The following is a 14922-nucleotide window of genomic DNA, read 5'->3' as shown; positions in this document are numbered from 1 at the left end:
TGATATATTGTACGTTATGATAGATATATTCGAAAAATCGTTAATATAATTTTACATACTATCTGTCACTATCATGATTAAAATTTCTCTAATACGATTTTTTCAATGGTGTGCCCGCTTTCAAGTAGTGCATGTGCTTTCTTTAAGTTTTCAGCGTTAATCGGTGTTAATGTTTCATTTTTATGCAAGCTGTACTGATAGTCTAGAAGGAGTTTATTTCTAAAAAGAAGAATTTTTTACTGTATTACTTTATCCAAAACTAAATGTAAAGGTGGATACATAATGACAGTAAAGAAACTTTATTTCATCCCAGCAGGTCGTTGTATGTTGGATCATTCGTCTGTTAACGGTACTTTAACTCCAGGGAAACTATTAGACTTGCCGGTTTGGTGTTATCTTTTGGAGACGGAAGAAGGTCCTATTTTAGTAGACACTGGTATGCCAGAAAGTGCAGTTAATAATGAAGGGCTTTTTAACGGTACATTTGTTGAGGGACAGATCTTACCGAAAATGACTGAAGAAGATAGAATTGTCAATATTTTAAAGCGTGTAGGGTATGAGCCAGAAGACCTTCTATATATTATTAGTTCTCACTTACATTTTGATCATGCAGGAGGAAACGGTGCTTTTACAAATACACCGATTATTGTACAACGAACGGAATATGAGGCAGCACTTCATAGAGAAGAATATATGGACGAATGTATATTACTGCATTTGAACTACAAAATTATTGAAGGGGATTATGAAGTGGTACCCGGTGTTCAATTATTGTATACGCCAGGGCATTCTCCAGGCCATCAGTCGTTATTCATTGAGACGGAGCAATCCGGTTCAGTTTTATTAACGATTGACGCATCGTACACGAAAGAGAATTTTGAAGATGAAGTGCCGTTCGCAGGATTTGATCCAGAATTAGCTTTATCTTCAATTAAACGTTTAAAAGAAGTTGTGACGAAAGAGAAACCGATTGTTTTCTTTGGCCATGATATAGAGCAGGAAAAGGGTTGTAGAGTGTTCCCTGAGTATATATAGTGCAAAAAGTCATGAGCTCGCGTGCTCATGACTTTTTCGTTTAAATAATTTTTTTGAATAAGTTATATACTTTTTTCGAATTGTCTTCATTTAATTGGTAATACGTAAGGTTTACATCATCAGGAGTATCTTGTTGCGCAATCATCACTTCGCTATTGTGATGATCAACTACCCATATGAAATATTTTTTATAAGTTCCATCTTCGAATGTAATCCACATATCACAATCTATTAAATCTGATCCTTCCTCATCCAATGTTAATTTTCCTTTTTTTGCGGTATTCATACTCGTAATAAACGTTTTTAATTCATCTGTTTTTGTGAGAAAGATATCCTTTTTTGTTTTAATTGATTCTACATGTATATCTTTTATTTCCTGTTTTCCTAAAAAAACAGGGGGCTCATTTGGATCTCGCGAGCTTGAAATAATAGTAGCTTTCTTTTTCAGTTGATTTGCAGTATAGAGATCTTGAATAGATTTTCCCGAGTTTATAAACCATACAATTCCAGAAATAATTAATACGCTACCTAGCAATAAAATAATTTTTTTAATAGGGTTTTCTCCTCTCTATTACTTCGTGTGAAGAGCTTTTCTATTAATATATGATAGGTAAGCGTAAAGTATTATAGTTGAACTTGGTTATGCTTCACAGTTTTTATCGGGCGATCTATGAGTAAATTGTAAGTGAGCCCAATTAATACGAAAATGCCACCGATAACTTTACCGATTGAGAGTTCATTTGTCAGGAAGAAATCAATAATAGTCCCCGCAAATAATTGTCCGATAAAGATGAGTAATGTTAAATAAAAGGCTGATATTTTAGGAGTAATATAGTTGGATAATGAAATAACGATAACGCCTACTAATCCACCTAAGTACACGGCGATAGGAATAGATTGCAACGTATGAATAGGAATATACAATGAATCTGAACTGAAAATTAAAAATAACATAGAGAAAAATAATCCAGTAATATAATTGAAAAACGTGCCTTCCCAGTTTCCAATTTCCTTTGCTAAATTCGCGTTAATAATTCTAGCAATGACGATAGAAACACCAGCTAAAATAGCGATCGTAATATATAACATATTTTTGCCCCCATTAATATATTGTCATGATAATAATCCCAGAAGAGATGAATGCCAATCCAACTAGTTTTTTCTTTTCAAACTTTGCAACTTTCATTCCTAATAAACCGAAATGATCAATAACTATGGAAGCAATGGATTGACCGAGTAAACTTAATGCGATCGTAATAGAAGCACCAAGGACGGAGAAACTTATATTGTTAAAAAGAACAGTGAATACTCCAATCGCTCCAGCGCTATATAAAAAAAGTGGAATACTTTTATCGAAACGAATTTTGTTTTTGTTTATGATTAAAATGAAGATAACTGCAATTAAACCGACAAGGTGAATGACCACGCTTGCTGTGTACTTGCCAATTAACTCAGATAAAATCCCATTCAGTGGAAGCATAACGGCGATGAGCACACCAATAAAGACAGAAAGAAAGTTATACAATGTAATATCCCCTTTATATTTCATATTTGTAATGACTGTATCATGCTGAAATTGTGTATTGTTATGACATATGTCATAGTGGAAGAAGAAAATTTTGATTACAATGGGGATGAGTTGTAAAGGTGGGGGACTATGAAGAAAGTATGTAATTCTATTAAATTAGCAGAGTATATGAAGCAAAATAATATTGATTCATTTTTTAGTAATGATATGAAGCCATATATGGAACTTATATTTTTTAAAAAGAATGAGTTTATTTGTAGAGAAAATGAAGAGATAGATTATTTATATTTCTTTGTTGAAGGAAAAGCGAAAGCGTTTAACACATTAAGTAACGGGAAATCGGTATTATTATGTTTTTACGATAGTTTGCAGTTACTTGGAGATGTGGAGTTAATTCATTCTCAAAGAATCACTTCAAACGTACAAGTGATGGCAGATTCGTATTGTGTGGGGTTACCTTTAGGAAAAGTGAGAAATAAGCTATTTCATGATGCGAAATTTTTAAGATGTATTTGCGGATCATTAGCACATAAATTAAACCGACTTTCCAAAAACAGTACAATTAATTTATTGTATCCACTTGAAAATAGACTGGCGAGTTACATGTTAGCAGCAGGAGAACGAGCAGTTCAGCATGAAAATAGAATTGTGTTTAGTGGGAATTTAACGGAAATAGCGGAATTGTTAGGAACGAGTTATCGGCATTTATTACGTACTTTGAATCTCTTTTGTGATAAAAATATAATCAAGAAAAACAATGGTTGTTTTGAAGTAGTGAATGTAGAAGTTTTGAGGGAATTGGCTGCGGATGTTTATAAATAGGAGATGAAGTTATAAATGATTACACCTATATTTAGAATTTTTGATGTTGAAAAGGCTCAGTTATTTTACTTGAATTTTTTAGGTTTTAAACTGGATTGGGAACATCGGTATGAGGAAAATATGCCATTATATATACAAATTTCGTTAGATGATACTGTGATACATTTATCTGAGCATCATGGGGATGCTTCACCAGGTGGTGCAATTCGGGTCAAAATAGATAATGTAAAGGCTTATCATGCTGTATTATCAAGTAAAGAATATGCTTATTCGAAGCCTGATATAGAAATAACACCTTGGGGGACAAGCGAATTAACTGTGATTGATCCGTTTTTAAATAGAATTATATTTTATGAGGGAAAATTGTCGGAGTAGAAAGGCTTCATATACAAATATTCATGGGTTAAGTAGTGTAGTTACGTGGTAAATGGAATGAAGAGTAGTTCATAAAGTAGTGAACTGCTCTTTTTCATGTTGTTAAACAGATTGAATTATTGAAAAATAAATCGTATGATAAAATACATGAACAAATGAGCATATATTCATTTGTTGTAAGGAGGAGGGAAAAGATGTTAGATGCAATCATTGTTGGAGCTGGTCAAGCGGGATTGAACATAGGATACTACTTGAAGCAGGCAGGATATAATTTTTTATTACTCGAGGCAGGAAACCGAATTGGTGATTCATGGAGAAATAGATATGATTCTTTGCAGCTTTTTACCCCAAGGTCCTACAGTAGCTTACCGGGTATGGTGTTAATAGGTGAAAAAAATGAATTTCCATATAAAGATGAAATTGCAACTTATTTAGAAGAATATACAATACATTTTCAATTACCGGTACAATTGCAAACGGAAGTTTTAAAGATAAAGAAAGAAAAAGAAATATTTGAATTACACACTCCTACAGAAATTTTACAAACGAAAAAAGTTATTATCGCATCAGGTGGTTTTCAGCATCCATTTATTCCCTCGCTTTCAGAAAATCTTTCACCACATATTTTTCAAATACATTCATCACAATATAAATCATTATCGCAAATTCCACAGGGGAAGGTACTTGTAGTAGGGGGCGGAAATTCAGGAATGCAAATCGCAGTAGAACTTGCAAAAACGCATGAAGTTACGGTGTCTATTAGTCATCCTTTAACGTTTTTACCGTTACAACTTTTTGGAAAAAGTATTTTTAATCTGCTAGAAAAAGTGGGTTTATTGTATGCTGAAATAAATACAAAGAGGGGAAGATGGTTTCAGAAGAGAAAGGACCCTATTTTCGGTTTTGAAGGTAAGAAACTTATTCGTAATGGAGCAATTAAACTGCAAGAAAAAGCAGTAAGTGCATCAGGAAATAACATTATGTTTCAGAATGGTGATATTTATAGTGCAGAAAGCGTTATATGGTCAACTGGTTTTGTTCAAAATTATAATTGGATTGAAATTGAACAGGCAGTGAATGAGAAAGGATTTCCTAATCATATAAAGGGAATTAGTCCAGTAAGAGGATTGTATTATATCGGTTTGCCATGGCAATCTCAAAGGGGTTCCGCACTTATTTGTGGTGTAGGAAAGGATGCAGCATATTTGCTTTCTGAAATCAAAAAAATAGATCAGTAGCAATAACTACTGATCATCCATATGTACATGAATTAGGAGAGGTCAAACATTTATTAACTTTATTATAATAGATTTTCATAAAAATAAAAACTGAAAATTCTAATTTTATGTTGAGAAAGTTTTTTGTATCGAAATATATGAAAAAATAGGGATTTTTATTAAAACAGAAAAAGATATTTCTATTTTAGTAAATTATGATATAGTCTAAATAAGCGTGTTTTTCCATAAATGTAATTATTTTCATTGTAATTTCGTTTATATGAGGGAAGGAGAAGTAATTATGAAGTTTGATGATCAACGCTTACTAGGAGTCCGATTAGGTTCTGTACTTGTGACAGAGGAAAATCAATATTTAGTAATTAAGAAAAAAGATCATTATGCACTATTAAATATACATAATTTAGAATGCACTCATGTTGAAGTGCAGTTAGAACATTTGGAAGAAATGTTACATGAAGATTTCCAGGAAAGTATAACGGAAATTATCGCACCAGAACATATAAAAATTGTTGCGAAAAATGTTATATAGATAAAGAAGCTGGAAGGAACAGCTTCTTTATTTTCATTATAAGGATAACGTTTTTACAACCTCACCAATGATCCCTTCCATTTGATGAACACCTAAATCGGAATTAGTCATAATAACAGCCCCATTCCCGCAGTATGGATAACAAACCATCATACATTGAAATCCAACGCCCCATCCGAGTGAATAAATCTGTAATTCTTCATTAGAATCATCTAGAAAAACACCTAATCCAGTCCATTTTGAACAACCTTGAGGAGAAATCATGTCTAGTACTAATTTTTGAGAAAGTTTTAGTTTGCCCTTTCCTTGTAAGGAATGAATAATTTCAATTACTAAAGTTGATAAGTCAGTTGGTGTTGTCCAAATACCTGAAGCAGCTGCGAATGGATAAAATGGAAATCTCTCATTTGTTACAGTTCCATCTTTATTATGGCCGCAAGCAAAAACATCGGTTTTATCTATGTCTTTTGGAGAGAAGAGTGTACTATTTTTCATTTGTAGTGGCTGGAAGATATGTTCTTCTAATAACTGACTAAATGATTTTCCTGTAATATCTTCTAGTAGTAGTTCGATTATACAAAAGTTTGCGTCCGAGTAATGAAATTCACTTTCTGGTTTATAAGCTACCTCTATAGGTACAGGGCAATATAGTGTTTTACCGGAAAGGAGCTCAGACATATTAGGTAATCCTTTTGCAGGTGTATAATGTTCAAAACTATTAGGTGGATCAATGAGTCCAGATTGATGGCTTAATAAGTTTCTCAAAGTGATGCTTTTTTGTGAAGTAAATAGATTGGTAGGAATGTTCCAAGATGTGAGTTTATCATTTACGTCTTCATCTAAATGCACGATACCATGCTCTGATAATGTTAGTACGAGCATTGTAGTGATGAATTTGCTGATAGAGCAAGAATTAAAGAGAGAATTTGTAGTAACAGCTCTAGTTGTTCCAGCTTCAAGTGTTCCAAAGGCAGTCGCTTCATCTAGTTTGCCATTACGTATAACAGCGAGGCTTAAACCTACAACGGAATATTGGTTCATTTTCTCGTATATATTGCTACTTTTTAAGTTCATGGTGACTCCTTCCTTTAAAAACAGAATATTAATTTTATTATACAGTAGTAAAAAAAGAAAACACTCCGTCATTCACCAATGAAGTGTTTTCTCTTTTAGTTAGTTTGAAGTGAACTTTTGAAAAAATTTATCGCGGTACATGTACATAACCCATGAGGTTGTTATTAAAGGAATAATGATTTGTTTGTTTTTAATTGGTGCATTGAAAACCAGCCAACCCACTATATCAAATAATAAATGTAGCACGATTGAAAGAACTACAAATTGAAGTAACGTATATAAAAATCTTTTCATAAAGTGTCCCCCTAAAATAATAGGTTTTATTAACAGTTTGATATAGTGATATTATACATTAAATGTGTTATGTGGTAAAATTTACATAAGTTAGTGAGATAAAACAAATGAAAGTTAGTAAGGGGGAACATTCATGGAATTCTGGATGGTTATACCGATAGTAGCCTTTGGTTTCATTTATATCGCTGAAAAATTAACTACAATTGAAAAGAAAAATGATGCGCGTTTAAAGAGAATTGAAGATAGATTACAATTAATTACGAAAGAAATGGGAATTATAGAAAGAGAACCTGAAATTAATAAAGAACTACGTCAGCTTGTAGAAGAAGGCAAAAAAATTACAGCAGTTAAGAGAGTAAGAGAAGCTTTTGGTTTTTCCTTACTAGAAGCGAAGCAATATGTTGATAAATTATAAAAAAGATCATCCATTTGGGTGATCTTTTTTCACTGCACCATGCGTGTATTTACATAAGCGGCGATAATAAAGTGTCCAATTATAATGATAGGAATAACGATTGTGACATTAGGAGTAGTGAAGACACTACCGATTGTGGCAATGACACCAGCAACTAAATTATAAAGACCAACTATTTTTGATAACTTCACTTTATCAGGCACGCGGCGTTCGTTGAATCCTGATAAGAGCCAAGTGTATTGTTTTACTCCAATGAAATAAGCTAGTGCAAATGAAAGGATTGCCACTATGAATAATGATGGGGAAGCGAAGAGAGTCATTGAAAACACCTCCGTTAATAGGCTATAAATAAATTATAGTCTGAATGTTATAATTTAACAAAATGCAATTTTGATTTTAAGGGTAATAGAAAAATGGAGTATTTGTAATGAGGGGAGATTAAGTATGAATATTGTGGAATTTCAGAGGTATGTATCAAATTTCAGTAAAAAAAAAGGATTTCAAGACACAACAATTGAAGAGCGTACGATATATACGATAGCGGAATTAGGTGAATTAGCGGAAGTCATATTAAAGCGTGATACAATACAAGATGCGAAAAGAGAGATCGGTTTAGAAATGTTTGATGTAATTTGGAATGTATGTGATTTAGCAAATAAATTAAATATTGATTTAGAGAAGGCGTTTAAAGAAAAAATGAAAATTAATAAAAAGCGTGAATGGTAAGTAGAATTTTAATTTGTAAAGATGGGTGATATGAATGAAAAAGAAGCTTTTTATAGGAGGAATCTTTACTTTAATTAGTGTAATAAGTGTTGTCGTTTACTTAGTTTTTCAAGGCATATTCATTCCGAATCAAATAAGTGCTGATAAGTATGAAATAAAAGGTGTAGATGTCGCATCGTATCAAGGGGATATAGATTGGAGAGAGTTGGAAAAGCAAAATATGAAGTTTGCGTTTATAAAGGCGACTGAAGGAAGTTCGTTTGTGGATGAGTACTTTTCGAAAAATTGGAGGAATGCGAATAAGACAGATATGCGTATCGGAGCGTATCATTTTTTTAGTTTCGATAGTAAGGGTGAAACACAAGCAGAGCAATTTATACGAACTGTTCCAAAATATAAACAAGCACTGCCACCCGTGATTGATGTTGAGTTTTACGCTAACAAAAAAGATAATCCACCTAAGCGTGAAGATGTTACGAAAGAGTTGGCGGTCATGATTGAAATGCTAGAAAAACATTACGATAAGAAAGTAATATTGTATGCAACGCAAGAGGCGTATGATTTATATATAAAGGATGCGTATCCAAAATGTGATATATGGATTCGTAGTGTTCTTACAAAAACAAGTTTATCTGATGAGAGAAAATGGACGTTTTGGCAATACACGAACCGCGGGAGATTAAGCGGTTATAATGGAAAAGAAAAGTATATTGATTTGAATGTGTTTTATGGGAATGAGGAAGAGTTTGAGAATTATGGAATGGAAGATTAAGTTTTAAAGCGTACAAAATTTTGTACGCTTTTTTGTTAATTACATAAAAGTATGCAAATGAAGATGGAACAAACATTTGAGATGAATTGTCTAATATAGGTAATAACTATTTAGCTTGAAAGAAAGGGTTGATAACATGAAAAAGAATACGTTGTTAAAAGTAGGATTATGTGTAAGTTTACTAGGAACAACTCAATTTGTTAGCACGATTTCTTCTGTACAAGCATCACAAAAGGTAGAGCAAAAAGTAATAAAAAATGAGACGGGAACCATTTCAATATCTCAGTTAAACAAGAATGTATGGGTTCATACGGAGTTAGGTTATTTTAATGGAGAAGCAGTTCCTTCGAACGGTCTAGTTCTTAATACTTCTAAAGGTTTAGTACTTGTTGATTCTTCTTGGGATGATAAATTAACGAAGGAACTAATAGAAATGGTAGAAAAGAAATTTCAGAAGTGCGTAACGGATGTCATTATTACACATGCGCACGCTGATCGAATTGGCGGAATAACAGCGTTGAAAGAAAGAGGCATTAAAGCGCATAGTACAGCATTAACCGCAGAACTAGCAAAGAAAAGTGGATATGAAGAGCCGCTTGGAGATTTACAAACAATTACGAGTTTGAAGTTTGGCAATACAAAAGTAGAAACGTTCTATCCAGGGAAAGGACATACAGAAGATAATATTGTTGTTTGGTTGCCACAATATCAAATTTTAGCTGGAGGCTGTTTAGTAAAATCTGCGGAAGCTAAAGATTTAGGAAATGTTGCGGATGCGTACGTAAATGAATGGTCTACATCGATTGAGAATGTGCTGAAGCGATATGGAAATATAAATTCGGTAGTACCTGGTCATGGAGAAGTAGGAGACAAGGGATTACTTTTACATACATTGGATTTATTAAAATAAGAAATTGTAGAAATACAAAAGAGAGGAGAAATAATTTTCTCCTCTCTTTCTTCTAACTATATTTAAATGCTGAATCTGTCGATTACGCCAGCATATATTACTGAGATTTTAATTCCAAGTATACAAATACTAGTACTGTCATAATTGCAATAACAACGTAAGTAGCATCAAGCATTATAAGTGTTTTTAAAGTTTCAGTCATCGTAATTCACCCCTGTTATAAAAATATAACATGATCTTTTTATTGATTAGATTAGAGATCATAAAGATAAAATGTATATGAAATTTCTTAAGTAGCTTCTATATAAATATATCATATAAATAATGTAAGTAATGTTAAGATAGTGTAAATGTATTGTAAATAAAGAGGTTTACAATAAAGGCTTTAATAAAAAAATGATAGTTCCTTAAAATAAAAAATACGCTATTCTCTTTCTATTGAATGATAGAAAGAATAGCGTATTTGTATGTCTATTTTCATATGTGATGAATTGCAACTATTTGTATAAGGGATTCAAAAAAAATTTTTCTTTGTATATATTTCTCCAAATTAATTATTTAGCTATTTAAAAGTATCGAAAGGTGTGTGCACACTAATGTATTTTTTAGTGTCAATAAAAATATTATGTCAACAATATGAACTGTCACAAATCTTTATATATTATTGTGATTGATATCACATCACTTTTTTTCAATGGGTATTATGCTTAAGGTGTAATGAATGATTGGGAGAGGGTGGGATGATATGTTTTGTTATCAATGTGAACAAACGCCAACAGGTGGATGCAAAGTAATGGGTGTGTGTGGCAAGAATGAAACGATTGCTAGTTTACAAGATACGATTGTGTTTGGGTTAAAAGGAATTGCGGCTTATCGTACTCATGCTGCTCAGCTAGGGTATACGGATGCATTTGTAGATGCTACAACACAAGAAGCTTTATATATGACATTAACAAATTCTAATTTTAACGAACAAGAGCATATTGATATGGCTATGAAAGTTGGGAAATCAGCTTTACAGGTGATGGAGTTATTGGATGAGGCACATACGAATCATTTTGGTGTGCCAGAACCTGTCCAAATTACACAAAATCGTGTAGAAGGTAAAGCAATTGTAGTTACGGGCCATAATTTATTTGCATTAGAAGAACTATTAAAGCAAACAGAAGGAAAAGACATTAATATTTATACACATTCTGAAATGCTACCAGCACACGGATACCCGCAGCTGAAAAAATATAAACATTTAAAAGGAAACATCGGTAAGGCATGGTATGATCAAAGACGCCTTTTTGAAAAATTTACTGGTGCCATATTAGCTACAACGAACTGTGTTATGCCAATTAAAGGATCATACTCTGATCGATTCTTTTCATATGATATTGCAGGTTTAGAAGGTGTACAAAAAATTGAAAATGATGATTTTACACCATTAATTCAAAAAACGCTAGAACTTCCAGAAGTACATATGGAGTCGGATGAACAGTTAGTGACAGGGTTTCATCATAATACAGTATTATCATTAGCTCCAGAAATTATTGACGCAGTAAAAGAAGGGAAAATAAAGCGTTTCTTTGTTATCGCCGGTTGTGATGCACCGGGAAAAGGCGGAGAATATTATCGTGAATTAGCAACGTCACTTCCGCCAGAAACGGTTATTTTAACAACTTCTTGCGGGAAATTCCGCTTTAATGATGTGGATTACGGTGTTGTACCTGGTACGGAAATTCCGCGTTACATTGATTTAGGACAGTGCAATAATTCAATTTCTACAGTGAAAATAGCGGCTGCTTTAGCTGATGCTTTTCAATGTGAAGTGAATGAATTGCCAGTAAGTATTGTCCTATCATGGTTTGAACAAAAAGCGGTTGCTATTTTACTAGGGCTATTTAGTCTTGGGATTCAAGATATTCGCATCGGTCCAAAGGCTCCTGAATTTATTTCACCTGGCGTACTTGATGTATTACAAGAAACATTCGGTTTAAAACTGATTACAAATGCAGCAGAAGACATGGCTATGATGTTATCGTAACAAAAAATGATCTGTCTTATTAATAAGAAGAGCTAGCCATATTCATTAACTTTGGTATAGTATAGCGCCCCAAAATAAAAATGTAGAATTTTTTGTTTTGGGGTATTTTCTTTTCTTAGTGGGATAGGTATGGGGCAAAATAAAAAAAGAAAATAGGCTGTATCGAATAGGTAATAGTTGATTTTAGAAAAAATATAAAAATCGAGTTGACATTCATCGCTACTTAGTCATACAATGTACTTGTAGTAAGCAATACTGAGTAGTGTTGTTTCTCAAAATATTTTCAGTAGACAATAGGTAATAGCGGATTTTAGAAAAAATATAAAAATCAGTTGACATCCATAACTACTTAGTCATACAATGTAGATGTAATAAGTAATACTGAATAGTTCGGATTCACAAAAACTACTCAGTAAAAAATTCGCCTTAGTACTCTGTGATACTGAATATAAGTCAGACAGAATAGGGGGTAAAGGAGGATCTGGACATGGAAAATTTAACTGAAATGCTGAAAGGTTCACTGGAAGGGTGTGTACTGGAAATCATTAGTCGCCGTGAAACGTATGGCTATGAGATTACCCGCCACCTGAATGATCTTGGGTTTACAGAAGTTGTGGAAGGTACGGTGTATACTATCCTCGTACGATTAGAGAAGAAAAAGCTTGTAAATATTGAAAAGAAACCATCAGATATGGGACCGCCTCGTAAGTTTTATTCATTAAATGAAGAAGGCCGCCAGGAGCTTGAATTGTTTTGGAAAAAATGGGATTTTGTATCGTCAAAAATTAACGTCTTGAAGTCAAAATAGGTTCATAAGATAAAATGTTCTGGCCGATACTTTGGGAATTTCTTGTTCGGTTTTATAAAAAAGGAGGAAAATAAGATGTTAGAAATGTTCAAAAAGTTAATTGGTGATAAAAAAGAGTACAAAATGATGATGGCACGAGTTGAGGCTCTGCCAGAGGACTACCAATTTGTATTTAAGAAAATTCAAAACTACATGTGGAATTTCTCAGCGGGTAACGGGATGGATATGTTACACATACAGTATGAATTAATCGATTTGTTCGAAGCGGGTGCAGCGGAAGGAAGACAAGTGCTTGACATTACTGGGGATGACGTGGCTTCCTTTGCTGACGAACTAGTGGCAAACGCTAAAACTTACGTCTCCAAGTATCGAGAAGATTTGAATGAAAGTATTATGAAGAAATTGAGAAAAAAATAAATGGAATAAGTAGTACCGACTGATTAGCTGGTTACACATATGAATTGCCACCATAGCTATTCAGTTATATTTTTAACTCGGTACTAAGTAATACAGAATATCAGTGATACTAAATAGATAGAGGTAAATAAATTATCTTCGCAAAACATTTTTATCCCGCATTAACGGGCAGTAAGACCCTCACCTCAAAATTCAGCGTAAGCAAAGAAGTTAGGTGGGCGATCAACTGCCCGTAAAAGCCCGATTGATTCAACTAATAATCAGTGGGGGATGAACAAAACCCCCACTGATTAAAATTTCACTTTATAGGGAGGAAAAAAGTATGAGTAATGCAGCGATTTCTGTAAAAGGCTTGAAAAAATCCTTTAAAGACAAAGAAGTTTTAAAAGGGGTAGATTTTGAGGTGCAGCGTGGAGAAATTTTCGCGCTGCTAGGCTCAAATGGAGCGGGAAAGACGACAACGGTCAACGTCCTTTCGACACTAATGAAGCAAGATAGCGGTGAAGTAAGTATTTGCGGATTTGATGTACAGCGTCAACCAGATCATGTTCGTCAAAGTATCAGTTTGACAGGGCAGTTCGCAGCTTTAGACGGTATGCTGACTGGGAGGGAAAACTTGATAATGATCGCCAAGTTACGTGGTGTTTCCAATCCCGCTCAAGTTGCTGACAATCTACTTGCAAGATTTAGCCTGACTGATGCGGCAAACCAAAGGGCAGATCAGTATTCAGGCGGAATGAAGCGCCGGCTTGATATTGCGATGAGTTTGATTGGGGCGCCAGCAGTTATTTTTCTTGACGAACCAACGACTGGACTTGATCCTGAAGCGCGAATCGAAGTGTGGGATACAGTTAAGGAGCTTGCCGGTAGCGGTACAACTATTTTGCTTACGACTCAGTACTTGGAAGAAGCAGAACAACTGGCAGACCGTATTGCTATTTTGCATGGCGGAAAAATTATTACGACAGGTACTCTTGCTGAACTAAAAGAGATGTTCCCACCGGCAAAAGTAGAGTATATTGAAAAGCAACCGACATTGGAAGAAATCTTTCTTGCGATTATCGGTAAAAAGGAGGGGATGTAAATGAAAAGTAAAACAGGTGTATTACTAGGTCGTTTAATGCGTAACATTATGCGCAGTCCGGATACAATTATTACAGTAGCGATTACACCGATTATGATGATGCTATTATTTGTTTACGTGTTTGGCGGCGCAATAAAAACTGGAACGGAAAACTACGTTAATTATTTATTGCCGGGAATTTTGCTAATGGCTATCGCATCCGGTGTAGCTTACACTTCTGTGCGACTATTTTCGGATGTAAAGAGTGGGCTGATGGCACGTTTCATTACGATGCCTATTAAGCGCTCATCGATATTGTGGGCTCACGTTTTAACCTCTCTAGTTGCTAATGTACTTACTATCGTGGTGGTTATTATTGTTGCACTCTTAATGGGTTTCCGTTCTAGTGCTAATATTCTAGATTGGCTCGCGGTAGCTGGGATACTTGGGATGTTTACGCTGGCGCTAACATGGCTAGCTATCATTCCAGGATTGAAAGCGAAGTCTATGGAAGGGGCGACTGCTTACTCGTACCCGCTAGTCTTTCTTCCATTTATTAGTTCGGCCTTCGTACCTACTGAAACGATGCCAAAAATTATTCGTGCATTTGCTGAGAATCAGCCTGTAACTTCAATCGTGAATGCGATCCGTGCTTTATTATATGAAGGAACTGTTGGCAACGACATTTGGATTGCGCTCGCTTGGTGCGTAGGTATAATGGTTATCTCTTACATTTTCGCCAGTAAAGCATTTAAACGTCAGTTAGGGTAAGAAACGAGATAAACGAAACCTTCAGGAATAATATATATTTAGAAAAGCACGGGAGATTTTCCGTGCTTTTATTATTTATTATGCTCTCATTGTAGTAAATGAAATGGTATTTA

20 protein-coding genes are annotated in these 14922 nt (G+C 34.2%); 14 read left to right on the top strand and 6 right to left on the bottom strand.

From position 1 onward, the window contains the following. Window positions 1–282: 282 nt before the first annotated feature. Window positions 283–1035 carry an N-acyl homoserine lactonase AiiA gene (gene aiiA / locus RT27_RS12295; protein WP_043936320.1) on the top strand — a complete coding sequence of 251 codons (753 nt, stop codon included), beginning with the start codon at window positions 283–285 and terminating at the stop codon, window positions 1033–1035. A 40-nt stretch (window positions 1036–1075) separates the two neighbouring features. Here aiiA and RT27_RS12290 read toward each other — a convergent pair whose 3' ends face one another. The 3 genes from RT27_RS12290 to RT27_RS12280 all read right to left on the bottom strand — a co-directional run bounded on the left by RT27_RS12290 (window position 1076) and on the right by RT27_RS12280 (window position 2584). Continuing rightward, a complete protein-coding gene (locus RT27_RS12290; protein WP_043936319.1) occupies window positions 1076–1570 on the bottom strand; it encodes a hypothetical protein in 495 nt (164 codons plus the stop codon). A gap of 89 nt (window positions 1571–1659) precedes the next feature. Beyond that, the gene (locus tag RT27_RS12285) at window positions 1660–2124 is read right to left on the bottom strand and encodes a DMT family transporter (RefSeq protein WP_043936318.1); all 465 of its coding nucleotides are present in this window, start codon (window positions 2122–2124) and stop codon (window positions 1660–1662) included. Between the two features lie 13 nt (window positions 2125–2137). After that, entirely contained in the window at window positions 2138–2584 is a 447-nt protein-coding gene (locus tag RT27_RS12280; RefSeq protein WP_003271105.1) for a DMT family transporter, read from the bottom strand. A 108-nt stretch (window positions 2585–2692) separates the two neighbouring features. Between RT27_RS12280 and yeiL the strand changes: the two genes are divergently transcribed. From yeiL to RT27_RS12260, 4 genes are all read left to right on the top strand, one after another. Beyond that, window positions 2693–3385: a transcriptional regulator YeiL gene (yeiL, locus tag RT27_RS12275; protein ID WP_016080807.1), complete on the top strand. Its 693-nt coding sequence runs from the start codon at window positions 2693–2695 to the stop codon at window positions 3383–3385. A 15-nt stretch (window positions 3386–3400) separates the two neighbouring features. Continuing rightward, window positions 3401–3760, top strand: a complete 360-nt coding sequence (locus tag RT27_RS12270; protein ID WP_043936317.1) for a glyoxalase superfamily protein — start codon at window positions 3401–3403, stop codon at window positions 3758–3760. A gap of 194 nt (window positions 3761–3954) precedes the next feature. Further along, on the top strand, window positions 3955–4998 hold the full coding sequence (locus RT27_RS12265) for an NAD(P)/FAD-dependent oxidoreductase (RefSeq protein ID WP_043936316.1): 1044 nt from the start codon (window positions 3955–3957) through the stop codon (window positions 4996–4998). 280 nt (window positions 4999–5278) lie between these two features. Then, window positions 5279–5527: a hypothetical protein gene (locus tag RT27_RS12260; protein ID WP_000666947.1), complete on the top strand. Its 249-nt coding sequence runs from the start codon at window positions 5279–5281 to the stop codon at window positions 5525–5527. A 36-nt stretch (window positions 5528–5563) separates the two neighbouring features. On the opposite strand, the gene RT27_RS12255 is transcribed toward RT27_RS12260, so the two are convergent. Both RT27_RS12255 and RT27_RS12250 read right to left on the bottom strand, forming a co-directional pair. Further along, window positions 5564–6601, bottom strand: coding sequence for a serine hydrolase domain-containing protein (locus RT27_RS12255; protein ID WP_029442895.1), 1038 nt, complete (start codon window positions 6599–6601; stop codon window positions 5564–5566). Between the two features lie 99 nt (window positions 6602–6700). Continuing rightward, the gene (locus tag RT27_RS12250; RefSeq protein ID WP_043936315.1) at window positions 6701–6895 is read right to left on the bottom strand and encodes a hypothetical protein; all 195 of its coding nucleotides are present in this window, start codon (window positions 6893–6895) and stop codon (window positions 6701–6703) included. A 133-nt stretch (window positions 6896–7028) separates the two neighbouring features. Between RT27_RS12250 and RT27_RS12245 the strand changes: the two genes are divergently transcribed. Next, window positions 7029–7310, top strand: coding sequence for a hypothetical protein (locus RT27_RS12245; RefSeq protein ID WP_000397728.1), 282 nt, complete (start codon window positions 7029–7031; stop codon window positions 7308–7310). A 29-nt stretch (window positions 7311–7339) separates the two neighbouring features. Here the strand turns inward: RT27_RS12245 and RT27_RS12240 are convergent, their stop codons facing one another. Beyond that, entirely contained in the window at window positions 7340–7630 is a 291-nt protein-coding gene (locus RT27_RS12240; protein ID WP_000171769.1) for a DUF3784 domain-containing protein, read from the bottom strand. 124 nt (window positions 7631–7754) lie between these two features. Between RT27_RS12240 and RT27_RS12235 the strand changes: the two genes are divergently transcribed. From RT27_RS12235 to RT27_RS12200, 8 genes are all read left to right on the top strand, one after another. Continuing rightward, on the top strand, window positions 7755–8036 hold the full coding sequence (locus RT27_RS12235; protein ID WP_029442894.1) for a MazG nucleotide pyrophosphohydrolase domain-containing protein: 282 nt from the start codon (window positions 7755–7757) through the stop codon (window positions 8034–8036). A 34-nt stretch (window positions 8037–8070) separates the two neighbouring features. Next, window positions 8071–8808 carry a GH25 family lysozyme gene (locus RT27_RS12230; protein ID WP_043936314.1) on the top strand — a complete coding sequence of 246 codons (738 nt, stop codon included), beginning with the start codon at window positions 8071–8073 and terminating at the stop codon, window positions 8806–8808. 136 nt (window positions 8809–8944) lie between these two features. Continuing rightward, window positions 8945–9718 carry a BcII family subclass B1 metallo-beta-lactamase gene (bla2, locus tag RT27_RS12225; RefSeq protein ID WP_043936313.1) on the top strand — a complete coding sequence of 258 codons (774 nt, stop codon included), beginning with the start codon at window positions 8945–8947 and terminating at the stop codon, window positions 9716–9718. A 745-nt stretch (window positions 9719–10463) separates the two neighbouring features. Beyond that, a complete protein-coding gene (hcp, locus tag RT27_RS12220; RefSeq protein WP_016080816.1) occupies window positions 10464–11750 on the top strand; it encodes a hydroxylamine reductase in 1287 nt (428 codons plus the stop codon). A gap of 487 nt (window positions 11751–12237) precedes the next feature. Then, window positions 12238–12558 (top strand): PadR family transcriptional regulator, encoded by a 321-nt coding sequence (locus tag RT27_RS12215; RefSeq protein ID WP_000429488.1) that lies wholly within the window; start codon window positions 12238–12240, stop codon window positions 12556–12558. A 75-nt stretch (window positions 12559–12633) separates the two neighbouring features. After that, window positions 12634–12975, top strand: a complete 342-nt coding sequence (locus RT27_RS12210) for a DUF1048 domain-containing protein (RefSeq protein WP_000891986.1) — start codon at window positions 12634–12636, stop codon at window positions 12973–12975. 322 nt (window positions 12976–13297) lie between these two features. Further along, window positions 13298–14059, top strand: a complete 762-nt coding sequence (locus RT27_RS12205; protein ID WP_029442889.1) for an ATP-binding cassette domain-containing protein — start codon at window positions 13298–13300, stop codon at window positions 14057–14059. Then, a complete protein-coding gene (locus tag RT27_RS12200; RefSeq protein WP_029442888.1) occupies window positions 14060–14809 on the top strand; it encodes an ABC transporter permease in 750 nt (249 codons plus the stop codon). It abuts the gene before it with no gap. The last annotated feature ends 113 nt before the right edge of the window (window positions 14810–14922 follow it).

The sequence above is a fragment of the Bacillus sp. L_1B0_5 genome (assembly GCF_000836715.1).
GTDB classification, from domain to species: Bacteria; Bacillota; Bacilli; order Bacillales; family Bacillaceae_G; genus Bacillus_A; species Bacillus_A thuringiensis_S.
The sequence above is the reverse complement of the archived record's forward strand: the minus strand, read 5'-3'. Positions and strand labels throughout refer to the sequence as shown.

What these genes read in the sequence shown, in the direction of transcription:
- aiiA (WP_043936320.1), top strand. Translation starts at nt 283, where the DNA reads ATGACAGTAAAGAAACTTTATTTCATCCCAGCAGGTCGTTGTATGTTG.
- RT27_RS12285 (WP_043936318.1), bottom strand. Translation starts at nt 2,124, where the DNA reads ATGTTATATATTACGATCGCTATTTTAGCTGGTGTTTCTATCGTCATT.
- RT27_RS12280 (WP_003271105.1), bottom strand. Translation starts at nt 2,584, where the DNA reads ATGAAATATAAAGGGGATATTACATTGTATAACTTTCTTTCTGTCTTT.
- yeiL (WP_016080807.1), top strand. Translation starts at nt 2,693, where the DNA reads ATGAAGAAAGTATGTAATTCTATTAAATTAGCAGAGTATATGAAGCAA.
- RT27_RS12270 (WP_043936317.1), top strand. Translation starts at nt 3,401, where the DNA reads ATGATTACACCTATATTTAGAATTTTTGATGTTGAAAAGGCTCAGTTA.
- RT27_RS12265 (WP_043936316.1), top strand. Translation starts at nt 3,955, where the DNA reads ATGTTAGATGCAATCATTGTTGGAGCTGGTCAAGCGGGATTGAACATA.
- RT27_RS12260 (WP_000666947.1), top strand. Translation starts at nt 5,279, where the DNA reads ATGAAGTTTGATGATCAACGCTTACTAGGAGTCCGATTAGGTTCTGTA.
- RT27_RS12255 (WP_029442895.1), bottom strand. Translation starts at nt 6,601, where the DNA reads ATGAACTTAAAAAGTAGCAATATATACGAGAAAATGAACCAATATTCC.
- RT27_RS12250 (WP_043936315.1), bottom strand. Translation starts at nt 6,895, where the DNA reads ATGAAAAGATTTTTATATACGTTACTTCAATTTGTAGTTCTTTCAATC.
- RT27_RS12245 (WP_000397728.1), top strand. Translation starts at nt 7,029, where the DNA reads ATGGAATTCTGGATGGTTATACCGATAGTAGCCTTTGGTTTCATTTAT.
- RT27_RS12240 (WP_000171769.1), bottom strand. Translation starts at nt 7,630, where the DNA reads ATGACTCTCTTCGCTTCCCCATCATTATTCATAGTGGCAATCCTTTCA.
- RT27_RS12235 (WP_029442894.1), top strand. Translation starts at nt 7,755, where the DNA reads ATGAATATTGTGGAATTTCAGAGGTATGTATCAAATTTCAGTAAAAAA.
- RT27_RS12230 (WP_043936314.1), top strand. Translation starts at nt 8,071, where the DNA reads ATGAAAAAGAAGCTTTTTATAGGAGGAATCTTTACTTTAATTAGTGTA.
- bla2 (WP_043936313.1), top strand. Translation starts at nt 8,945, where the DNA reads ATGAAAAAGAATACGTTGTTAAAAGTAGGATTATGTGTAAGTTTACTA.
- hcp (WP_016080816.1), top strand. Translation starts at nt 10,464, where the DNA reads ATGTTTTGTTATCAATGTGAACAAACGCCAACAGGTGGATGCAAAGTA.
- RT27_RS12215 (WP_000429488.1), top strand. Translation starts at nt 12,238, where the DNA reads ATGGAAAATTTAACTGAAATGCTGAAAGGTTCACTGGAAGGGTGTGTA.
- RT27_RS12210 (WP_000891986.1), top strand. Translation starts at nt 12,634, where the DNA reads ATGTTAGAAATGTTCAAAAAGTTAATTGGTGATAAAAAAGAGTACAAA.
- RT27_RS12205 (WP_029442889.1), top strand. Translation starts at nt 13,298, where the DNA reads ATGAGTAATGCAGCGATTTCTGTAAAAGGCTTGAAAAAATCCTTTAAA.
- RT27_RS12200 (WP_029442888.1), top strand. Translation starts at nt 14,060, where the DNA reads ATGAAAAGTAAAACAGGTGTATTACTAGGTCGTTTAATGCGTAACATT.